Genomic DNA, 18577 nt, shown 5'->3' on the forward strand with positions numbered 1-18577 from the left:
CAAATTGTAGCACGATGGGGTCGCTTTGCGGCCCCTTTTTACATTTAAAGACTTTCGAATAATTGTTTTGAAAAAGAAAAGGGCTGTCGCTTTAGTCTAATTAGACTTTTGCAACAGCCCCTTTTTTATTTAGAGAGCTGCCGGAACTGCTTCCGTCCCTCATCAGTGATACAGGTCCCTATGACAAGAAGCATGGAACGGATAAAGTAATCTTCATCAACAGTAATTGCAGAATGAGCCCCATCGGCGGGGAAGCAGTAATTAACCTGATTCAGAAGAAGCTGCATCATCATCTCAAGAGGTGCATCCTTCTCAAAGATCCCTTCCAACACGGCCCTGTTCATCAGCTGGGTGATAAATATTTCAATCTCCGGATCTACAGTAAACAGATCGGGCATTCCCCTTCCTGGAAATTCCGCATTCTTGCGATAGGCAGGGAGCCGGGTCTTCAGCTCCTGATAGACCTGTTTCAATATCAAATAAATAGTATCAGAAAAAGAGGTATCAGCCTCGGCAAGAATCCTGATCTCCTTCAATACCAGACTGATAGTATATTCAGAGACCGCTTTAGAAAGGGATAGTTTATTTGGAAAATAATTATAGATAGTTCTGGTGGTAATTCCCACTTCACGGGCTATTTCCGAGAACCTGACACGGCTGAAGCCGAATTTATAGAACAGAGCACTTGCTCCTTCCAATATGCGGACTTCCATAGTCTGATTCATCGTATTGAACCCCTTTTAAAATTTTGATTTAAATTATTTTACCGGCTAAACGACAATCCCACAATCAGAATTCTTGATTTCTTGTAATTTGCACAGATTAGACAGGGCTTGGAAGAGCTCATTCCTTGCATGTACAGAGTTCTGGTGTTACAATTCCAAAGCTAATTAAAGGCTCTTCCAAGCCTGCTTAAAATGAGTTATTAAATAGAATAAAAAGACCTCCAGGAGGAACACTTTGATCAAAGCGATTGATTTAACAAAGCGTTATGGAAAACATACAGCTGTCAATAAGATCAACTTTGAGATAGCCAAGGGTGAAATCATCGGATTTCTGGGACCAAACGGTGCCGGTAAATCCACAACTATGAATATGATAACCGGTTATTTCGCACCCACAGAGGGTCAGATACTTGTGGATGGAGAAAACATCCTCAATGATCCGGAAAATACAAGAAGCAAAATAGGCTATCTGCCGGAGCATCCTCCCCTTTATATGGAGATGACCGTTGATGAATATCTGAAATTTGCAGGACAGCTTAAGAAGATCAGTCCCTCGGCTTTAGCTGAAGACATGGATCGTATCACGGAGCTGGTTAAGATTACAGATGTCCGGAAAAGACTGATCAGGAATCTCTCCAAGGGTTACAAACAGAGAGTTGGACTGGCTCAGGCTCTGCTGGGAAACCCTCAGCTGCTCATTCTGGATGAACCGACCGTAGGTCTGGATCCCAAACAGATTATTGAGATCAGAAATCTGATCAAGGATCTGAGCGAAGATCATACCATCATCCTCAGTTCCCATATACTTCCCGAAATATCAGCAGTCTGTGACAGAGTGCTGATTATCAGCAAGGGAAATATTGTCGCCTCCGACACTCCCGAGAACCTGGCCAAGAATCTGGCGGGAATGCACAAGCTCCACCTTCAAGTCAAAGGAGAGGAGAGCAGTATCCGTGAGTCCCTGGAAACCCTTGAGATCCTTAATGGCATCACCATGACTCCCTCAAGTGAAGAAGGCGTTATGACTGTAGTTGTAGAAGCCGGAGCGGATTCAGATATCAGAGAGGATGTATTCTACGCACTGGCCAAAAAGAGATGCCCCATTATGCAGATGCGGCCCATGGATGTATCTCTTGAAGAGATATTCCTTAATCTGACAACTGTCGAAGCGCCCCCCTCGGCGGCAAGGAGTGAAAAGTAATGCTGGCTGTATTCAAAAAAGAACTATTAACCTATTTCACCACATCTGTGGGTTATATATTTATGGGAGTATTCCTGCTGATTTCAGGGATACTCTTCACCATGGGCAATATCTTCGGAATGGATTCAGACTATGCCACCTTCCTGGGCGGCCTGATCATGATCTTTCTCCTTGTTGTTCCTCTCCTTACCATGAAAATCTACAGTGAGGAAAAAAGACAGAAAACAGATCAGCTTCTAATGACTGCGCCTCAGAGTACAGCCGGAATTGTTGCCGGTAAGTTCCTTGCTGCGGTAGCCCTTTTTTTTATGACACTACTGATCACCGGCCTTTATCCCCTCTTTCTGTCATTTCATACAAGGATGGATACGGCTCAGATCATGGGGACCTATATAGGGTTTTTCCTCCTGGGAATTTCTTTCATATCTATTGGTGTGTACATCTCCAGCCTGACAGACAGCCAGGCGGGTGCAGCAATTTTGACCTTCTGTGTTCTGATCATCACCTGGATTGTCGATTTTATCGGCGGATTTATGCCGGTCAGTCCCTTAGCCGGAGTTATTTTTGCACTGATAATAACAGCCATGACAGCAGGGTGGATGTACAATGCCACCAAGAATATCCCAGCCGCTGCAATCCCTGTAATTATCGGTGTTATAATCATAGCCGCACTGTACTTTATCAATCAGGATCTCTTTATCAACCTTATTGCCAAAACACTCTCCTGGTTTTCACTGACAAAGAGATTTACTGACTTCCCCATGGGCATCCTGAAACTGAATGCCGTGATTTACTATCTTTCCTTCTCTGGCTTCTTTCTTTTCCTGACAAGCCAGAGAATTGAAAAGCAGAGATGGAGCTAGACCAGATGATGAAACTTAAACTGAACTTCAAAGCCCGTCATGCAGGCATGGCGGCTCTAATGAATATTGCTGTTCTGGGTGGACTGATTCTCTTCAATCTCCTTTTTCAGAACATTCCCGCCCAGTGGGATATGACAAAACGGAAACTCTTTTCCCTTACAGACCAGACAAGTACTCTCATCGGCGGTCTGGAAAAAGAGGTACAGATCTATCTTCTGGCCAAACCCGGGCAGGAGCCCAAGGATATAAAGGAAGTGCTTGACCGCTATGCGGGAGCCTCTTCCAAAATAAATCTGGATGTGATTGATCCCGATAGAAATCCTGCGCTGATTTCAAACTATACCGAAGAGGGACAGACTGTCTCTCCCGGCAGTGTTATTGTGGCCTCAGGAGCCTACTCCAGAGTAATAAACCGCATGGATATGTACAGCATCAGCTACAGCCAGCAGGGACAGCCTCAGATACTGGGAATGACAGTGGAGCAGCGCATCACATCGGCACTCTCCTATGTAAGCACAGGAAAGGAGCCTAAAATCTATGTGATGGAAGGTCATAACGAGTTTACCCTGACCGACCTCAACCTTCAGGATGTAGTGAGCAAGGCAAACTTCAGTATCGAGACACTGAATCTTCTTAAGGAAGGTTCCATTCCATCAGATGCTGAGCTGGTTGTAATTCTCTCTCCCAAGCGGGATATAACCATAAACGAATCAAAGGCTCTGGCCTCCTATCTGGAACAGGGGGGTGCCCTCTTTGTATCCCTGGATCTTACGGGAGCCGATATGAGAAATATGGACAGCCTGCTGGAGCGCTATAACATCATAATAACTCCCGGATTTGTCATGGAAAAGGATACAAACCGCCTGCTTCCGGGGATGGGTAACAATCCTCTCTTCTTCTCACCCCGTCTTGCAGTGGAGAATCCCATTACAGACTCTCTGAAAGAGAACAGCCTGGATACATTTGTCTTCACTTCCATGGCCCTACGGGAAACTGAAATAAGAAAACGCAACCTCAAGTTCACACCACTTCTAAGCTCATCCGAAAGCAGCTGGCTCAGAACTGATCTGAACAATACATCCGAATTCAGAACCGCTGATGATACAGCGGGACCTGTTACCATTGCGGCGTCCCTTGCGGAAACCAATAGGGATACGGGAAAAGAGGACGGCGCCAGAATCATCGTATTCGCCAGTGGAAAATCACTGTCCACCCTCCCGGGTCTTGGACAGATCAAGGCAAATATCGAATTCTTTATCAACAGTCTCAACTGGCTGAGTGAGCAGGAAGAATCAATCAATATCCCCAGCAAGAGCCTTTTCCGTCTGCCCCTGCAGATGAATGCCCTTCAGGCCTGGATCTATGCGGCTATCTGTGTTCTTCTAATTCCCCTGGCTATTATTATTACAGCCTCTGTAATTCTCTTCAGGAGGAAAAATCTTTGAAAAAGAAGAAGCAGTTAATCATAGCCCTGGCAGCTCTCATACTGCTGGGTGCCGGTTATTTTCTGATGCCCCTTCTTGGAGGGGATAAGGAAGAACCCCAAAGCAGCAATACAGCAGCACGAGAGAGCTATGTGCTTACAGACGTCGCCGAGGATAATTTCAATTCTCTGACCATAGAAAACAGGTTTGGGAAATATACAATGATTCCCACTGAGAACGGCATAACCCTTAAAGATTCAGAATCGATGGTTCTGAACCAGCAGACAGCCGGAGCTCTCAGCTATGGCCTTAGAAACCTGACAAGCTTTGAGAAAATAGAAGAGAACAGCAGCAGTCTGGAAGGTTACGGTCTGAACAGCCCCTCGGGGATTCTTACGGTAACACTTTCTGATGACAGCACTCTTCAGATTATACTAGGAAAAGCCGCTCCTTCGGGCAGTGGTTATTACACAATGAAAGAGGGTGAGAATACGGTTTACCTCCTTTCATCCTATATGGCAGGGAGCTTTCTGAATTCAGTAGATCTGCTCCGGGACAGGACTCTCCCCCAGGTTAATTTTCAGAATCTCAAACGCCTGACCATTAAGGGAGAAAGGATTATAGACATAGTCCCCTACTTCCCCTACGAAGTATTTTCAAGCAGCCTCAGCCCTCTTCTGATGGTAAAACCCTACAAGAGACCCACAGCTGTAAACACACAAACCTACTCTGAGAATCTGGAAGCTTTTGTTAAGAATTACCATATCATCGATTTCATCGAAGAAGGAACTGTGGAAACAGGCCTTAAGAATCCTGCAGCAGCCCTTTACATGAAAGATGGGGAAGGTGCAGAACTGAGCATTGAATTCGGAAACAGAACAGAAGACGGCTCTGCCGTATACTCACGGATCAGCGGAATCGGGGGAGTCATTACCCTCCCGGTTGAAGCGGCTAAAATTACAGAGGTCAAAGCCATAGAGATGACAGACCGTTTTGTCCGTCTTATCAGCATAGACCATATCAGTGAAGTTCGTGTTGAATATGGTGATGAGCTTTGGGTAGGCGGGATCAGGTGGATTGATGAGGATACCGGAGAGTTTACATTCCAGGGAGAGTCCGTAGAGGAGGATCCCTTCAAAAAAATGTATCAGGAGATTCTCTATCTCCTCTTTGAAGGCGAAATACCCGAGCCCTTCTCTCCCCGGGGAAAAGCGGAGTTCATGGTCAGTTATATTGGAGATGATAAATCACCCGGTAAAACTACTGCTGAATTCTACAGCTACAATCAGGATTATTATGCCGTCAGCATAGACGGCTATGCCCCCGAATTTCTAATTGGTAAATATCAGGTTGAATCTTTGGTTCAGTTCATCAGAAATTACGCAGGCTGATCCGGCTGGGTTCATAAGCATAAAAAACCGGTGAGTTTACTCAACCGGTTTTTTTTGATATTCAGGGTAGTAATTTTTGAAGCTTTTCGATCTCCATGATTTCCATTATCAGAGAGGGACGGTCTTTCAGCTGTATAAGAAGGTAACCCCGTACAAAGAGAGAAGTCAGCCCATTGAGTGTGGGTATTTTATCTTCATCCTGCTGACTCTCTATACACATTTTCCCCCATTTTTCAGGGATTTTTCTGATCACTTTTACATCAGTCAGAGGAAATGAAATTTCTGTTTTTTCATAATCAGAATCTTTTCGGTTAAACATGGCCATCAGGGCATTCTGTTTTTCAAAATCTTCAAAATAGAAGCGGCCATTAATAACATAGCCAAGACCGCCGCGACCGTTGAACTTTCCGGATGCGCTTTCACCCATCATTACGGCATAGCTTTGATATTCAAGCTTTCCACCGAGACTTTCTTCTTTTTCCTGCCAGAATTTATCGACTTCAGGCTGTTTATTTGCTGCCATACCCTTTCCTCTTTTTAAGAACTGATTCAATATAACCCTTATATTCCCGGCGGGCAAGTAAGACACTGTAATGACTTCAGATTAAGAGCTTAGTCGGCCGATACTCTTTCAAGAGGAGCATCAATGGATAAAAGTACATTAAGAGAACATGTAGACCTTATCAGAGAGGTATTCTCTTATAACCGTCGATTCAAGGATTCACTGTTTGTTATCAAGATCGACAGTTCCATTATTGATCATCCTTACTTCTCCATACTTGTGAGGGATCTCTCTCTGCTGCATCAAAATGGAATCCGTTTTGTCATTATCCCCGGAGCCCATGACAGGATCAATGAGATTCTGGGACAGTACAATATCAGCTATGAGAGCCGTGGCGGAATCAGAATATCATCGGATGAAGCTATAAACTTTATCAAGATGGCCGCCTTTGATGTCTCCAATAAGGTGATGACACAGCTTTCGGGTTATGACATCCCATCAGTGATAGGAAATTGGGTCCGCGCCAGAGCCCTGGGTGTTATCGATGGAGTTGATTATCAGAACACAGGAAAAGTAGACAAAATCAAAACCGACTCCATCCAGACTCTTCTCAAAGAGGGACATATCCCCATCTTCCCCTGTATCGGCTGGAATGCAAAAGGTGACCCCTACAATGTATCATCCGACGAACTGGCCAAGGTCATAGCTGTTGAAATGGGAGCTTCCAAGCTCTTTTTCATTACTGCCGATACAGTGCTCTCCAGTGAAAACTGCAATGTTCCCTCCGAAATGATTCTCACCGAAGACGGCAGGATTTCAAAACTGTCACTGGGGCAGACTCAACAGCTCCTCGAGGCTAATCCCGATAATCCTCTGATGATCAGAGTCGAGTCGGCTTTCCAGGCCTGTGAGCAGGGAGTGAACCGTGTACACATTATTGACGGAAAAAGTGACGGTGCTGTACTGAAGGAGATTTTCTCCAACCTCGGTATCGGTACCATGATCCATAACAATACCTATGAGCGGATCAGAAAAATGGAGAGCAAGGATATATCCAGTGTTCTCAGCCTGATGAAACCTTTTATAGACAAAGGGATTCTCATCTCCCGTTCAAGACAGGATCTTACAGAGATGAAGAAAGATTTTGTGGTCTATTCCATGGATGGAATCATCCACGGCTGTGGAGCACTTCATCGCTACAGTGATGATCTGGCAGAAATTGCCGCCCTGGCTGTGGATAGAAAATTCGTTCACCTTAAGATCGGCGGAAAGATAGTCTCCTATCTTCTTGAACAGGCGCAGAACAAAGGACTGAAAAGAGTCTTCGTTTTGACAACCCAAACCTCTGACTGGTTTCAGAACCTTGGTTTTGAAACAGCCGATGTGGAAGATCTGCCTGAAGAAAAAAGATCTCAGTACAACAAGGACAGAAACTCCCGGGTTCTGATGTACCGCTTCTGACTATCCAAAAACTTATTTCCTCCTGCCATTTCATTGATGCACACTCCCACTCTGATGATTATCCCAACAGGGATGCCATGCTCAGGGAAGTCAAGAAAAACAAAATTCTCACACTGAACTCTGCCGTTGATCCTGAGTCCATAAAAGCAGCAGCCGCAATGAATAAAATCTGTCCATGGATATTGACCGCCTCAGGAATACATCCATGGAATGCCGGAAAATACAGCCCCGAAACCGTTGAATCTCTTGAAAATGAGTATAAGTCAGCTATGCATATATCAGAAATCGGCATGGATTCTGTATGGGCACCTCAAGAAGCAGATATAAAAAAACAGGAAGCCTTGATGGAATCTCAGCTCTCCATGGCCTTAAAGTACAATAAACCTGTTACCCTCCATACCAAGGGTGCGGAACAACAGGTCCTGACTCAACTGAAATCAATCAGGCCTCCCTCAACTCTGATCCACTGGTTTGACGGCAGCGAGACACAACTTAAAGAATATATGAATCTTGATTGTTTCTTTACTGTTTCACCCGCGGTTTTCACTGACAGAAAATTCCGCAGTCTTATAAAAAAGATTCCCCTGAACAGGCTGCTGCCGGAAACAGATAACCCGGGGACCTGGTCCTGGCTTTTTGGTGAGGATGGGCATCCCCTTCAGATACAGAATGTAATAAAAGAATCGGCCTCTTTTTTGAATTGTGATGAAGATGAACTCCTGCTCTGCTACAAAGAAAATCTTAAGGCATTTCTCCTTCTTTAATAAAAAAATATTCGAAGGCTGATTTAATTGAAATTTTCATAACAAGATATAATAATTTGTATACAAGGATTTATAATATGAAAAAAACACCGATTATATGCATGCTCATCTTATTGAGCTTAAGTCCCCTCTGGGCACAGAATTTCGGAATTGCCGTACAGGATCAGATTTCAGCAGTCCTATCCAACCCTGCGGCTATGGGTGTAGGGAATTCCCAGGGATTCGGTTATATCAACCGATTCTCAACGGACAATGGATTTGAAAAAGATTATGACCTGATCTTCTCTCTGGGAAATCTCGCCTACAGTTACGGAAACCTTTACGGAACAAACAAACACCGTGTTGCCGGAGGAATCAGTCTGGGTATGGGTATGTACGCCGGTGCAGACTACCAGTGGTATAAGGGAATAGATGATATGGGAGGACTGGGACTCTCCTTTATGCTCAGACCTACAGATTTCATCTCCCTTGCCATTAAAGGTGAAGATCTGAACAAAGAAGAGTATATGGAGTTGGGTTTCGGATTCCGTCCCCTCTTCTTCACAAAGAATCTAAGTTCTCGTCTTACCCTCTCCGGTGATGCCAGGGTTCAGAATGGAGAATGGCAGGGAGTTAGCCTCGGGGCATTTATGGAACCAGCTGACGGGGTCAAACTCTTTAGTGACTACAACTTCGAAAAAGAGGCCTTTCAGGTAGGTATGAGTCTCTCCTTCGCATTCCTGGATATAGGTTCGGCAATGGATGCCAGCGGAGACAGAAGCTGGAACGACGGCTACTTTCAGGCCTTCAGCTCTGTGAAAAAACAGCGCAGCTTTATCGAACGCTCTTTCAACAAGGCCATAGAATATGATCTGGCTGACGTAATCATAGATACTCCGGTGAGGGGTTATGCTTCTGTAACACCTCAGAAAGGGGTTCGCACCCTTGTAGACTTCATCCTTGATATGGAAGTTATTAAAAAGGACGATACAACAGATGCAATAATCTTCCGCAATCAGAGTTTCCAGACAAACTTTGCCAACCTACTGGAAATAGAGTCTGTTCTGCATGAAGTTAAAGCTACAGGGAAAAAGATCTACTTCTACTATGACTCCATCGACAATCTGCCCTATGCCCTGGCCGCATCGGTGGCGGACGGTATATATCTAAGCCCTGCAGGCTCAGTCTATCTAAAGGGATTCGGAGTTACCAACTTCTACCTGAAGAATTTTCTGGCTGAATGGGGAATCAAGGTTAACAACTTCCAGTCCCACGACTACAAGACCGTCTATAACAGATATTCCGAGTCGGGAATGACCGATGCTGAGCGTGAAGCACTTCAGTATATGTATGACGGGCTCCAGGCCCAGATGAACCGTATGATTGATGAGGGAAGATCAGAAAAACTTGACGGCAGCGCCCAGTCTCTTATAGACAAAGGCCCCTTCATCTATGCCTCCAAGGCTCTTGAAATGGGTCTGGTGGATGCACTGATGTATGAGGACGAGTTTGACACAACAATGAGGCAGCTGAGGCTGAATATTTTCAAGGCGTCCCACTCAACTGGTGATATAAAATATGACTGGGAGTCAACGGGACGCCCCATTATTGCTGTGATATACGCCAATGGTGGAATCAATATGGGAGAGGGTGTTGCCGGTCAGAATATTGGATCGGACTCCATGGTAGAGGCTATTCGTGCCGCAAGAAAGAATCCTCTTGTCAAAGGAATCATCCTCAGGGTCAATTCCGGTGGAGGTTCCTCTCTGGCATCTGACCTTATTGCAAGAGAAGTTGCTCTCTGCAGTCATGGAGAGAATCCTAAACCCGTCATTGTCTCAATGGGTGGATCCGCTGCCTCGGGAGGATATTATATATCCGCCCCGGCCACCCGAATCATAGCCTCACCTGCCACAATAACAGGTTCTATTGGCGTAATAACCATTATGCCTGAAATCACAGGACTTCTGGAAAAATTCGGAGTCGGAACAGGCTCTGTCAAAACAGCAGAAAACGCTAATACAGGCAGCCCTCTGAAAGAGATGACAGAAGAGGAAGCTGCAATGATCAGAGAGTATATTGCAGAGAACTATGAACAGTTTATCAGCCTGGTAGGTGAGTTCAGACAGATGCCTGTTGAAAAGGTTCATGAATCAGCTCAGGGCCGAATATGGACGGGGGAACAGGCAAAAGAGAGAGGACTTGTAGATGCCAACGGTGGGATCAGACAAGCCTATCAACTGATGCAGCAGATGGTAGAAACCAAAAAAGATATCAGACTCCTTGAAATTGTACCGGGCAGAAACCCCAATATATTTGAACGATCCCTGTCCATGCCCATGTTTCAGAGTCTGAGAAAAGAATCAGAACTGCCGCTGCCTGAAGATCTAAAAAATCTGATGAAAATGTACAAGGAACTGAGCAGTTATGAAGAGGAAAAAGCACTCTACCTGATGCCCTATACAGAAGAGGAACTGGGAATAGGAGGAGAATGAGAATAGTATTCTGACTTACTCCTGAAAAGGAGACAGAATCTCATCAATCACTTCAATAACACGTAATGCATCCCGGAAGGAGGAGTTGCTCTTTCTTCCGGGGTTATTATAAAGCTCGATGGCATGATTCATCATAGCCGAAAAATAGGCTGTACGGCCGTTCCAGCCGCTGCAGCTGTTCTTCAGAGAACGAAAACCCGAATAGTAGGGAGACTCCTCTGAATTCCAGATTTCATACACGCCGTTCCCTATTCTGATCCGGCCGCTTTCGAAGCTGAGATCCAGTTCAAAAACAAGATGATCCCGGCCGCCTGATATATCCAGATTTATATGACAATCACCTGCCCTGGCATGCACAATAAGGGGAGATTTTTCCTTAAAAGGCTCTCCCCAGGCATTAAGGATCTCAAGATCTGAACCTGTCAGAAAGCGGAGAATATCCAGCATATGGGTTCCGTCATGATAGAGAATCTTTGCAGGAGCTCGGGTACGTCCCATATAGAGGCGCGCATTGATCCCGAGCAGCTCTCCGAAGGCCTTATCTCTAATCAGGCCGCGAACTTCCTGATAATCCCTTGAGAAACGCCGCTCATGGTTTACCAGAATGGAAGAATCCGAACTGTCCACCAGCTCCAGTATTTCTGCTGCTTCAGCAAGGGAGTTGGCCAGAGGCTTTTCACAGACAATAACAGGAATTTTCTGAAGAAGTGCATCCTTCAGAATGGGCATATGGGTTAAGGTATCAGATGCGATATGCAGAATATCAGGAGCAGTCTCCCTTATCATCTCTTTCGTATCTGAGTAAACAGGACATTCAGGATACTTTGCAGTGAAGGCCTCTCTTTTCTCCCTGTCGGGATCAGAGGCTCCCACCAGAACAGTTGCATTGTTATATTCAATGGCACCGAGATGGCTGGCCGGTTTTTCTCTTAAAGGATCGTCTTCAAGGCTTACTGCGATTCGCCCTAATCCGGCAACAGCACAGTTAACTGCAGTTTTTCGATTCATAAGGACTCCTTTTTTAATTTTCGGCGCCTTTACTCCCGGGCTTCATGAAAGTATTGTTTAAACCCACTATTGACCCCTGTCACAACCCTCCATATACTATTACTCATGACTTGGGAAAAAACATTAGTATTAGTAAAACCCGATGGTGTAAAGAGGGGCCTTATGGGCTCTATTCTTCATCGCTACGAACGGGCCGGGCTGGTGATCAGCGCCGTAAAACTTATCTCCGCCGATGAAAAACTGGCAGAAGAGCATTATGGAGAGCACAAGGGGAAAAGCTTCTTTCCCTCACTGGTGCATCTTCTTATATCAGGCCCCTCTCTTGCTCTTGTGATAGAAGGAGCTCATGCCATAGAGGTTGTTCGTAAGATCAACGGCGATACGGAACCCAGAATTGCGGCACCCGGTACCATAAGGGGAGACTTCACTCATATGAGTTATGCAAGAAGTCCCGAACTAAACGGAGTAATCTACAACGTGGTTCATGCCTCAGATTCTACTGAAAGTGCCGCAAGAGAACTCGGACTATGGTTTAAAGAAGAAGATTTCGTAGAACCCTACGATACTGTCCTCAAGGGCTTTATCTAAAAAAACATCAGAACTCATCGGCAGCCATAAAAGAACCTTCCGGTTCCAGGCTGCCGAAGATAATTATTCCTTCACACAGAGATCAACAAATTCAAACTTAATGACATCAAAAAGTCCCTCATCCGTCAGCTTCAACTCTGGGATTACCGGGAGCGCCATAAAAGCCAGAGTCATAAAGGGATCTACATCAGGGTTAACACCAAGTGTCTCAACAGCAATTTCCAGGAGAGACTTCAATGCGCGGCTCACATCTTCGGCACTCTGATCCGACATCAGCCCGCCTATGGGCAGAGGCAGCAGTCCTTCTACTTTTCCACCGGCAGCAACTGAGATTCCTCCACCCGTAGCAGCCAGGGCATTTACAGCCAGAGCCATATCTTCATCATTGTCTCCAATAACAATCAGATTGTGAGAATCATGCCCGATAGATGTGGCCACAGCACCACCCTTCAGACGATAGTTTTCAACCAGCCCCAAACCGATGGTCCCCTTTCCACCGTGGCGTTCAATAACTGACATCTTCAGAATATCCAGATTAGGATGAATCTTGAAGCAGCCATCGGGGTCCCGTTCAACCTTGCGTACCGCATTTTCGGTTACCAGTGAGTGAGGAAGAATACGGATAACCCTTGCCACATCGGTCTCCAGGGGAAGCCTGAAATCAGAGGCCTCTATCTTTCTGACCTTTACTGTATTCACCACGGCATCGGATATCCTTGATTTCACAGAGAAGAGAGGCTTCTCATTTTCTGCAACAAGCTTACCATTCTTATAGACCTGACGGACATGTATGGACTTAAGATCATCCAGAACCAGAATATCCGCATCATAGCCGGGAGCCAGAGCCCCTTTACCCTTCAGGCCGTAACACTCGGCAGAGTTCAAAGTAGCCATCTGTATGGCCCAGAGAGGATCCAGACCAAGCTCTATTGCCTCACGTACATTGTAATTTATATGGCCATCCTTCAGGATATCCTCAGGCTGTTTATCATCAGTACAGAAAGCACAGCGTCTCAAATTTACAGCCGTCACTCCATTTATCAGATTTTTCAAATTCCTGGCGGCGGAGCCTTCACGAATCAGAACATACATTCCCCGCCTTAAGCGTGAGCGCATCTCCTCGGGGGTGGAACATTCATGGTCCGTCCCCACTCCAGCCCCGATATAGGCATTAAGTTCTTTCCGATCCACCATGGGGGCATGTCCATCTATGGGCATTCCCCTCTTCCGGGCCATCTCCATCTTTGCAACTACAGGATCAGAAGCCCCGATAAGGGAGGGATAATCCATCATCTCTCCAAGACCCAGGACTCTCTCTTCATCCGCAAGGGTCTCAAGATCGTCCGCCCCGAGGGATGCCCCGGAGTTCTCAAAGGGAGTCGCAGGAACACAGGAGGGAAGCATAAACAGGCAGTCCAGAGGAAGACCCTCAGAAGCATCCAGCATATACCGGATGCCCTCTAGGCCTGATACATTGGCAATTTCATGAGGGTCTGCAATCACAGTTGTTGTTCCCCGGGGAACAACCAGAGAGGCAAAATTCTCAGGTGTGGTTAAGGAAGACTCAATATGAACATGGGCATCAATAAAGCCCGGCGCCAGAACAGCACCTTTTAAGTCTATCTCCTCTTCTCCCTCATAGGCACCGTACCCAAGTATCTTTCCATCTTTTATAGCAAGAGAGTTATCAATAAGCTCTCCAGTAAAAACATTAACTATCTTTGCATTTCTAAAAACGATGTCTGCTTTTTTTCTACCGGCGGCCGCATCAATAAAAGTTTTTAAATCCATGTATGTTTCCTCTTACATCCCATTATAATACAGAGTAGCCGGGAGACAAAGCAAAAACAAATATTATTGATTGCTTGATCAGTCAAACACGCTGTATAATAAATAATAATCTATCGAAAGTCCTGTAAAAGGACAGACCAAAGAGGAGTTTTCATGGAAAAATTTTTTAAACTGAAAGAGAATGGAACAACCATTAAGACAGAAGTACTGGCAGGAATGACAACATTCCTGACTATGGCTTACATTTTAATAGTTAACCCCCTGATTTTATCAGAAACAGGTATGGATTTTGGTGCTGTATTTACGGCCACTGCCCTATCTGCAGGTATAGCTACATTGGTTATGGCCTTAATAGCCAAACTCCCCTTTGCCCTCGCACCGGGTATGGGTCTCAACGCATTTTTCGCTTACGCCGTATGTCTGGGAATGGGTTACTCCTGGGAATTCGCCCTTACCGCCGTATTTCTTGAAGGTATTATCTTCCTGATACTCACCTTCTTAAATGTTCGTGAAGCCATCATCGATTGTATACCGGCCAATATAAAGAAAGCAATTTCTGTAGGTATCGGTCTGTTTATAGCGTTTATCGGTTTGCAGAATGCAAAAGTTATTGTTAATAATGATGCTGTACTCGTCGGATTGGGATCTTTCTCCAGCCCTGAGTTTACTCTGGCAATTATTGGTCTGATAGTAACAGCAATCCTTCTGGCTTTTAAAGTCAAAGGCGCCCTGCTTATCGGTATTGTGGCCGGTACTCTTGCAGGTTTCCCCCTGGGACTGACTTCAGCACCCGCAGGAAGCTGGGCTCCCCCTTCACTGGCGCCTATTTTCTTCAAGTTTGATTTCTCACAGATTCTGTCTGTAGATATGTTTATCGTGCTCTTCACCTTCCTTCTCGTTGATATGTTCGATACAGTTGGAACCCTTATCGGTGTCTCTACAAAAGCCGGTATCCTCACAAAAGACGGAAAGATTCCCAGAGTCAAGCAGGCCCTCCTGGCCGATGCAATCGGAACTACAGTTGGTGCCTGCCTGGGTACAAGTACTGTAACGACCTATGTTGAATCAGCGGCAGGTGTTGAAGAAGGTGGTAAAACTGGACTCACAGCTCTTACAGCAGCAATCCTGTTCTTTGCGGCTCTCTTCCTATCTCCCCTTTTCCTGATGATTCCCAGTGCGGCCACCGCTCCCGCCCTTATCCTGGTTGGTCTGTTTATGATCACCCCTGTTAAGGATATGGAATTAAATGACATGACAGAGGCTCTGCCCGCCTTCCTGACCATGTTTATGATGCCCATGGCCTATAGTATTTCCGAAGGTATTGTTTTTGGTATTCTTTCTTATGTAATACTCAAAGTCTGTACCGGAAAAGCCAAAGATGTTCCTATACTGACCTATATTATTGCAGCCATCTTCCTGTTGAAATTCTTTATCTAAATCTATAGAGACAGTTAAACTACAAATGATCCGGGCTCAAGCCCGGGTCTTTTTTTTTCATGCAAAAGCCACATGAATATTCATGCCCCGCTCTACGGCCCTGGGCATCCCTTTTTAAGGGAACACAAACTAAAATTACAAACACTCCTTATGTAAATAGCTATATACTGTCGTCACCGGGGCATAGGAGTTCTATTCCTATGTGTTTTAAGTCCAGTCCTCTCGATTCAATAATATAGGACAAAGAATCTCTACATTTAGAAAGATGAGGGGTTTCACCCAGACTCAACTGGCTGAAAAGATCGGGATCACTCAAAAGCTTGCCACCGATTATGAACGATGTCGATTACATCTCAATGATGAGATGATCAAACAATTCTCTGTAGCTCTTGAGGTTTCATTAGATGACTGATAAGAGCTAATTCTTAAGAGTCGCAACCACTTTTGATATTGCTACCAGCAAAAGTAGAGAATACTAGAATCAAGATTAATCATCTTTAATCTATATCTAATAAAATAAACTCTTTACAACGGAATATTATTGATCTACCGTTCTTTATACAACAAGAATCTACAGGAGTTATAAAAATGGATAAAAGCAAAGTAACAGGCAAGTCTGCCGCCAGCGGAAGACGGAAGAACCAGTAAAGAACCTAAATCTGCAGCGGCATCTGCTCTCACAACGACAGAAAAAAAAGTAATAAAATAGCCTGAAAGTAATTTCTAAGATACTCGTACTTGTTTTGAAATAGAATTTCAAAAAATCATAAAGAAAACACAATTCCTGTGTGTACATCTGCCGTACAGTATAGTAATATTATTATTAGAAGGAAGATTATGGTACGTAAAGTCATTAAACAAAGCAGGATTGATATTCGTGTCTCTAATGATGTAAAAGACATCATTGAGAAAGCCGCTTGTATTACTGGCACGTCAACAACTGCTTATATTATCAACAAAACACTCACTTCTGCTAAAGAAGATATACAGGAAATGGAAACTATTCACCTGGGAAACTCTGATAGGGATATGTTTTATCAAATAATAAAAAATCCTCCCGCTCCTAATATTGCATTAAAAAAATTGATGAATACACGTTACGAAATCAATGAGTAACGTGTGATTATTAATTTTTTTCCAATCTCAAAAGGTATTAATCTAAAAGATTTTGATTGCGGTGATAAGGATTTAAATATCTATCTTAGCCGTTTTGCCTTACCCAATGATAAGAAGAATATTAGTAAGACATTTGTTGCAATAAATCCGGAAGACCCTACAAAACCTCTTGGCTATTATTCAGTAAGCATGGCACAAGTTATTTTCGAGACATTACCGCAGGAATTGCAGAAAGGTTTACCGAAATACCCAGTTCCAGCAATGAGGATAGGAAGGCTGGCTCGTGATTTATCATTCAAAACAAAAGGACTTGGCCCTTTGTTACTTAAAAATGCTTTTGAACGGGCAATAAGTATCTCATCCGAGGTAGCTTTAAACTGTGTGCTCGTTGATGCTTCAAACGAGAAAGCAAAATCATTTTATCTAAAATTCGGATTTATACCTTTCAATGATGAACCTTTGACTCTGGTTCTCCCACTAAAAACTATTATTCAGTCAATATAATACATTCTACAGATAAAAAAACTATTTGGCGTGAATAAAATAATTCTACATTATCACTTAACGGCACGGAGTAACACCTTTATCTCTTTGAGGTTTTCCAGTGATTTTTTTCTCATCTCTTCGTACTTGTGACGTCTCTCCAACTCTTTAATAAATGCTTTAGCATCAGGAGAGTCAGGCTTTCCAAGATAGATGAATCTTACTCTTCCCTGATCTCGGAAGGCACGATAGAGATAGGGATGACCATTACGCTTCTTGACGGAGACTGATCCCTTTGGAAAAGAAGAAATCTTCTGATCATAGAGTTCTATAAGAGAATTGAGACGACTATATTCTTCTTTGATGACATCCTTGATCACACTCATAGTATCCCTCACAGTTCAATTACGACACAATTGCCTAACAATTTTAAGGTTACTACATACTTGTTAGGCAATCAAGTATTCGAGTCTATGTATGAGAGTAACAATCCTCCAGTATATAGAACAGATAATTATCTAGAGAAGATCCCTATTCATCTTGATCTAAACCCATGGGGGATAATACTCTTTCTGACCATGACAACCCAATTTGAATATTCTTGATGATCTCAGAATCTATTAGTTCATTCATATCTTTGTCCGGTTTCGCTGGAATCCGCACACTGATATTCTCCATACAATACATTTCAATAAACGTTACTAATGCATGCAAAGTAGACCTTGTAAGTTCAGTTGATATTTCCGTTTTTTTTTCTACGAACGTCATGTTTTTCCTCAGATATCCCATTTCTTTATTTAGCGTATCTAAGGGAGATTACTGCTGTTCATATTGCTCAACGCTAATCCTAATAATGATAGGAGCCGTCAGGCTTCATAACTAAAGGCTCAGCTGCAAGGCCCGAAGGGAATTGACTGCTGCAGCCATCTTGTTATGACCTTTATATTCATTCCCAATCCGGAAGTCTTAAACCGGTGGATATAAAATCTGGGATCATAAGTTGTATGTTGTACCTGTCACCCGTGGCCGGGCGCAGGTAAACATGGTCTTATGATATGTATTTATTTGGAATATTTTATTATTTCTAATCCTAGAACTTGAAGTAAAAGCCTGTTTTTACTTTTAGAGAAAGCTAGATATAAAAAATCAAATACTAAAATCATCAAGAAAAATATAAAAATATAATCTAATATATCACTTTTCCAAATAGTTTTTGAAAATGTGTCACTAATCGCAATACTGACCCCTCAGTTTTCGATATGCTGACCCCTTTCACCTATATCATAAACGGCCATACTTTTTAAAGAGCCTTCCGGTATGATTTCCCTTTTATAATTACCCTGTGAGCA

Annotated in this window: 17 protein-coding genes; 12 read left to right on the plus strand and 5 right to left on the minus strand. The window is 43.9% G+C overall.

The features are described from left to right. Positions 1–125: 125 nt before the first annotated feature. Positions 126–725: a TetR/AcrR family transcriptional regulator gene (locus DV872_RS23965; protein ID WP_114632506.1), complete on the minus strand. Its 600-nt coding sequence runs from the start codon at positions 723–725 to the stop codon at positions 126–128. Between the two features lie 235 nt (positions 726–960). Here DV872_RS23965 and DV872_RS23970 point away from each other — a divergent pair, with 235 nt between their 5' ends. From DV872_RS23970 to DV872_RS23985, 4 genes are read left to right on the plus strand one after another with little or no spacing between them, the layout of a single operon-like run. Next, positions 961–1926: an ABC transporter ATP-binding protein gene (locus DV872_RS23970; protein ID WP_114632507.1), complete on the plus strand. Its 966-nt coding sequence runs from the start codon at positions 961–963 to the stop codon at positions 1924–1926. Continuing rightward, positions 1926–2789: an ABC transporter permease gene (locus tag DV872_RS23975; protein WP_114632508.1), complete on the plus strand. Its 864-nt coding sequence runs from the start codon at positions 1926–1928 to the stop codon at positions 2787–2789. Before DV872_RS23970 ends, DV872_RS23975 begins: the two co-directional genes overlap by 1 nt. A 5-nt stretch (positions 2790–2794) precedes the next feature. Then, positions 2795–4234 carry a GldG family protein gene (locus DV872_RS23980; protein WP_158547158.1) on the plus strand — a complete coding sequence of 480 codons (1440 nt, stop codon included), beginning with the start codon at positions 2795–2797 and terminating at the stop codon, positions 4232–4234. After that, positions 4231–5604, plus strand: a complete 1374-nt coding sequence (locus DV872_RS23985; RefSeq protein ID WP_114632510.1) for a DUF4340 domain-containing protein — start codon at positions 4231–4233, stop codon at positions 5602–5604. Before DV872_RS23980 ends, DV872_RS23985 begins: the two co-directional genes overlap by 4 nt. Before the next feature lie 61 nt (positions 5605–5665). On the opposite strand, the gene DV872_RS23990 is transcribed toward DV872_RS23985, so the two are convergent. After that, complete coding sequence (locus DV872_RS23990; RefSeq protein WP_114632511.1) at positions 5666–6127, minus strand: hypothetical protein; 462 nt, start codon at positions 6125–6127, stop codon at positions 5666–5668. Between the two features lie 123 nt (positions 6128–6250). Between DV872_RS23990 and argA the strand changes: the two genes are divergently transcribed. From argA to sppA, 3 genes are all read left to right on the plus strand, one after another. Beyond that, complete coding sequence (gene argA / locus DV872_RS23995; RefSeq protein WP_114632512.1) at positions 6251–7567, plus strand: amino-acid N-acetyltransferase; 1317 nt, start codon at positions 6251–6253, stop codon at positions 7565–7567. A 32-nt stretch (positions 7568–7599) separates the two neighbouring features. After that, positions 7600–8331, plus strand: a complete 732-nt coding sequence (locus DV872_RS24000) for a TatD family hydrolase (protein WP_255566881.1) — start codon at positions 7600–7602, stop codon at positions 8329–8331. Positions 8332–8408: 77 nt separating this feature from the next. After that, complete coding sequence (gene sppA, locus DV872_RS24005; protein WP_114632514.1) at positions 8409–10805, plus strand: signal peptide peptidase SppA; 2397 nt, start codon at positions 8409–8411, stop codon at positions 10803–10805. A gap of 15 nt (positions 10806–10820) precedes the next feature. Here the strand turns inward: sppA and DV872_RS24010 are convergent, their stop codons facing one another. Further along, on the minus strand, positions 10821–11813 hold the full coding sequence (locus DV872_RS24010; protein WP_114632515.1) for a Gfo/Idh/MocA family protein: 993 nt from the start codon (positions 11811–11813) through the stop codon (positions 10821–10823). Between the two features lie 105 nt (positions 11814–11918). Here DV872_RS24010 and ndk point away from each other — a divergent pair, with 105 nt between their 5' ends. Then, a complete protein-coding gene (gene ndk / locus DV872_RS24015; RefSeq protein ID WP_114632516.1) occupies positions 11919–12401 on the plus strand; it encodes a nucleoside-diphosphate kinase in 483 nt (160 codons plus the stop codon). A 63-nt stretch (positions 12402–12464) separates the two neighbouring features. On the opposite strand, the gene ade is transcribed toward ndk, so the two are convergent. Beyond that, complete coding sequence (ade, locus tag DV872_RS24020; protein ID WP_114632517.1) at positions 12465–14192, minus strand: adenine deaminase; 1728 nt, start codon at positions 14190–14192, stop codon at positions 12465–12467. Between the two features lie 153 nt (positions 14193–14345). Between ade and DV872_RS24025 the strand changes: the two genes are divergently transcribed. The 4 genes from DV872_RS24025 (at position 14346) to DV872_RS24040 (ending at position 17249) form a co-directional block, all read left to right on the plus strand. Then, the gene (locus DV872_RS24025; protein WP_114632518.1) at positions 14346–15629 is read left to right on the plus strand and encodes an NCS2 family permease; all 1284 of its coding nucleotides are present in this window, start codon (positions 14346–14348) and stop codon (positions 15627–15629) included. 265 nt (positions 15630–15894) lie between these two features. Beyond that, positions 15895–16041, plus strand: coding sequence for a helix-turn-helix domain-containing protein (locus tag DV872_RS24030; protein WP_114632519.1), 147 nt, complete (start codon positions 15895–15897; stop codon positions 16039–16041). Between the two features lie 425 nt (positions 16042–16466). Then, positions 16467–16745 (plus strand): DUF1778 domain-containing protein, encoded by a 279-nt coding sequence (locus tag DV872_RS24035; protein WP_114632520.1) that lies wholly within the window; start codon positions 16467–16469, stop codon positions 16743–16745. 3 nt (positions 16746–16748) lie between these two features. Next, entirely contained in the window at positions 16749–17249 is a 501-nt protein-coding gene (locus DV872_RS24040) for a GNAT family N-acetyltransferase (RefSeq protein WP_114632521.1), read from the plus strand. A 53-nt stretch (positions 17250–17302) separates the two neighbouring features. On the opposite strand, the gene DV872_RS24045 is transcribed toward DV872_RS24040, so the two are convergent. Continuing rightward, a complete protein-coding gene (locus tag DV872_RS24045; RefSeq protein ID WP_114632522.1) occupies positions 17303–17614 on the minus strand; it encodes a hypothetical protein in 312 nt (103 codons plus the stop codon). Positions 17615–18577: the final 963 nt, after the last annotated feature.

The organism is Oceanispirochaeta sp. M1, assembly GCF_003346715.1.
Taxonomy (GTDB): Bacteria; Spirochaetota; Spirochaetia; order DSM-2461; family DSM-2461; genus Oceanispirochaeta.

Excerpts from the sequence above, each read along its gene's own strand:
- DV872_RS24045 (WP_114632522.1), bottom strand. The coding sequence starts at position 17,614 with ATGAGTGTGATCAAGGATGTCATCAAAGAAGAATATAGTCGTCTCAAT.
- DV872_RS24030 (WP_114632519.1), top strand. The coding sequence starts at position 15,895 with ATGAGGGGTTTCACCCAGACTCAACTGGCTGAAAAGATCGGGATCACT.
- DV872_RS24025 (WP_114632518.1), top strand. The coding sequence starts at position 14,346 with ATGGAAAAATTTTTTAAACTGAAAGAGAATGGAACAACCATTAAGACA.
- DV872_RS24035 (WP_114632520.1), top strand. The coding sequence starts at position 16,467 with ATGGTACGTAAAGTCATTAAACAAAGCAGGATTGATATTCGTGTCTCT.
- DV872_RS23980 (WP_158547158.1), top strand. The coding sequence starts at position 2,795 with ATGATGAAACTTAAACTGAACTTCAAAGCCCGTCATGCAGGCATGGCG.
- argA (WP_114632512.1), top strand. The coding sequence starts at position 6,251 with ATGGATAAAAGTACATTAAGAGAACATGTAGACCTTATCAGAGAGGTA.
- DV872_RS23975 (WP_114632508.1), top strand. The coding sequence starts at position 1,926 with ATGCTGGCTGTATTCAAAAAAGAACTATTAACCTATTTCACCACATCT.
- DV872_RS23965 (WP_114632506.1), bottom strand. The coding sequence starts at position 725 with ATGAATCAGACTATGGAAGTCCGCATATTGGAAGGAGCAAGTGCTCTG.
- ade (WP_114632517.1), bottom strand. The coding sequence starts at position 14,192 with ATGGATTTAAAAACTTTTATTGATGCGGCCGCCGGTAGAAAAAAAGCA.
- ndk (WP_114632516.1), top strand. The coding sequence starts at position 11,919 with ATGACTTGGGAAAAAACATTAGTATTAGTAAAACCCGATGGTGTAAAG.
- DV872_RS23990 (WP_114632511.1), bottom strand. The coding sequence starts at position 6,127 with ATGGCAGCAAATAAACAGCCTGAAGTCGATAAATTCTGGCAGGAAAAA.
- sppA (WP_114632514.1), top strand. The coding sequence starts at position 8,409 with ATGAAAAAAACACCGATTATATGCATGCTCATCTTATTGAGCTTAAGT.
- DV872_RS24010 (WP_114632515.1), bottom strand. The coding sequence starts at position 11,813 with ATGAATCGAAAAACTGCAGTTAACTGTGCTGTTGCCGGATTAGGGCGA.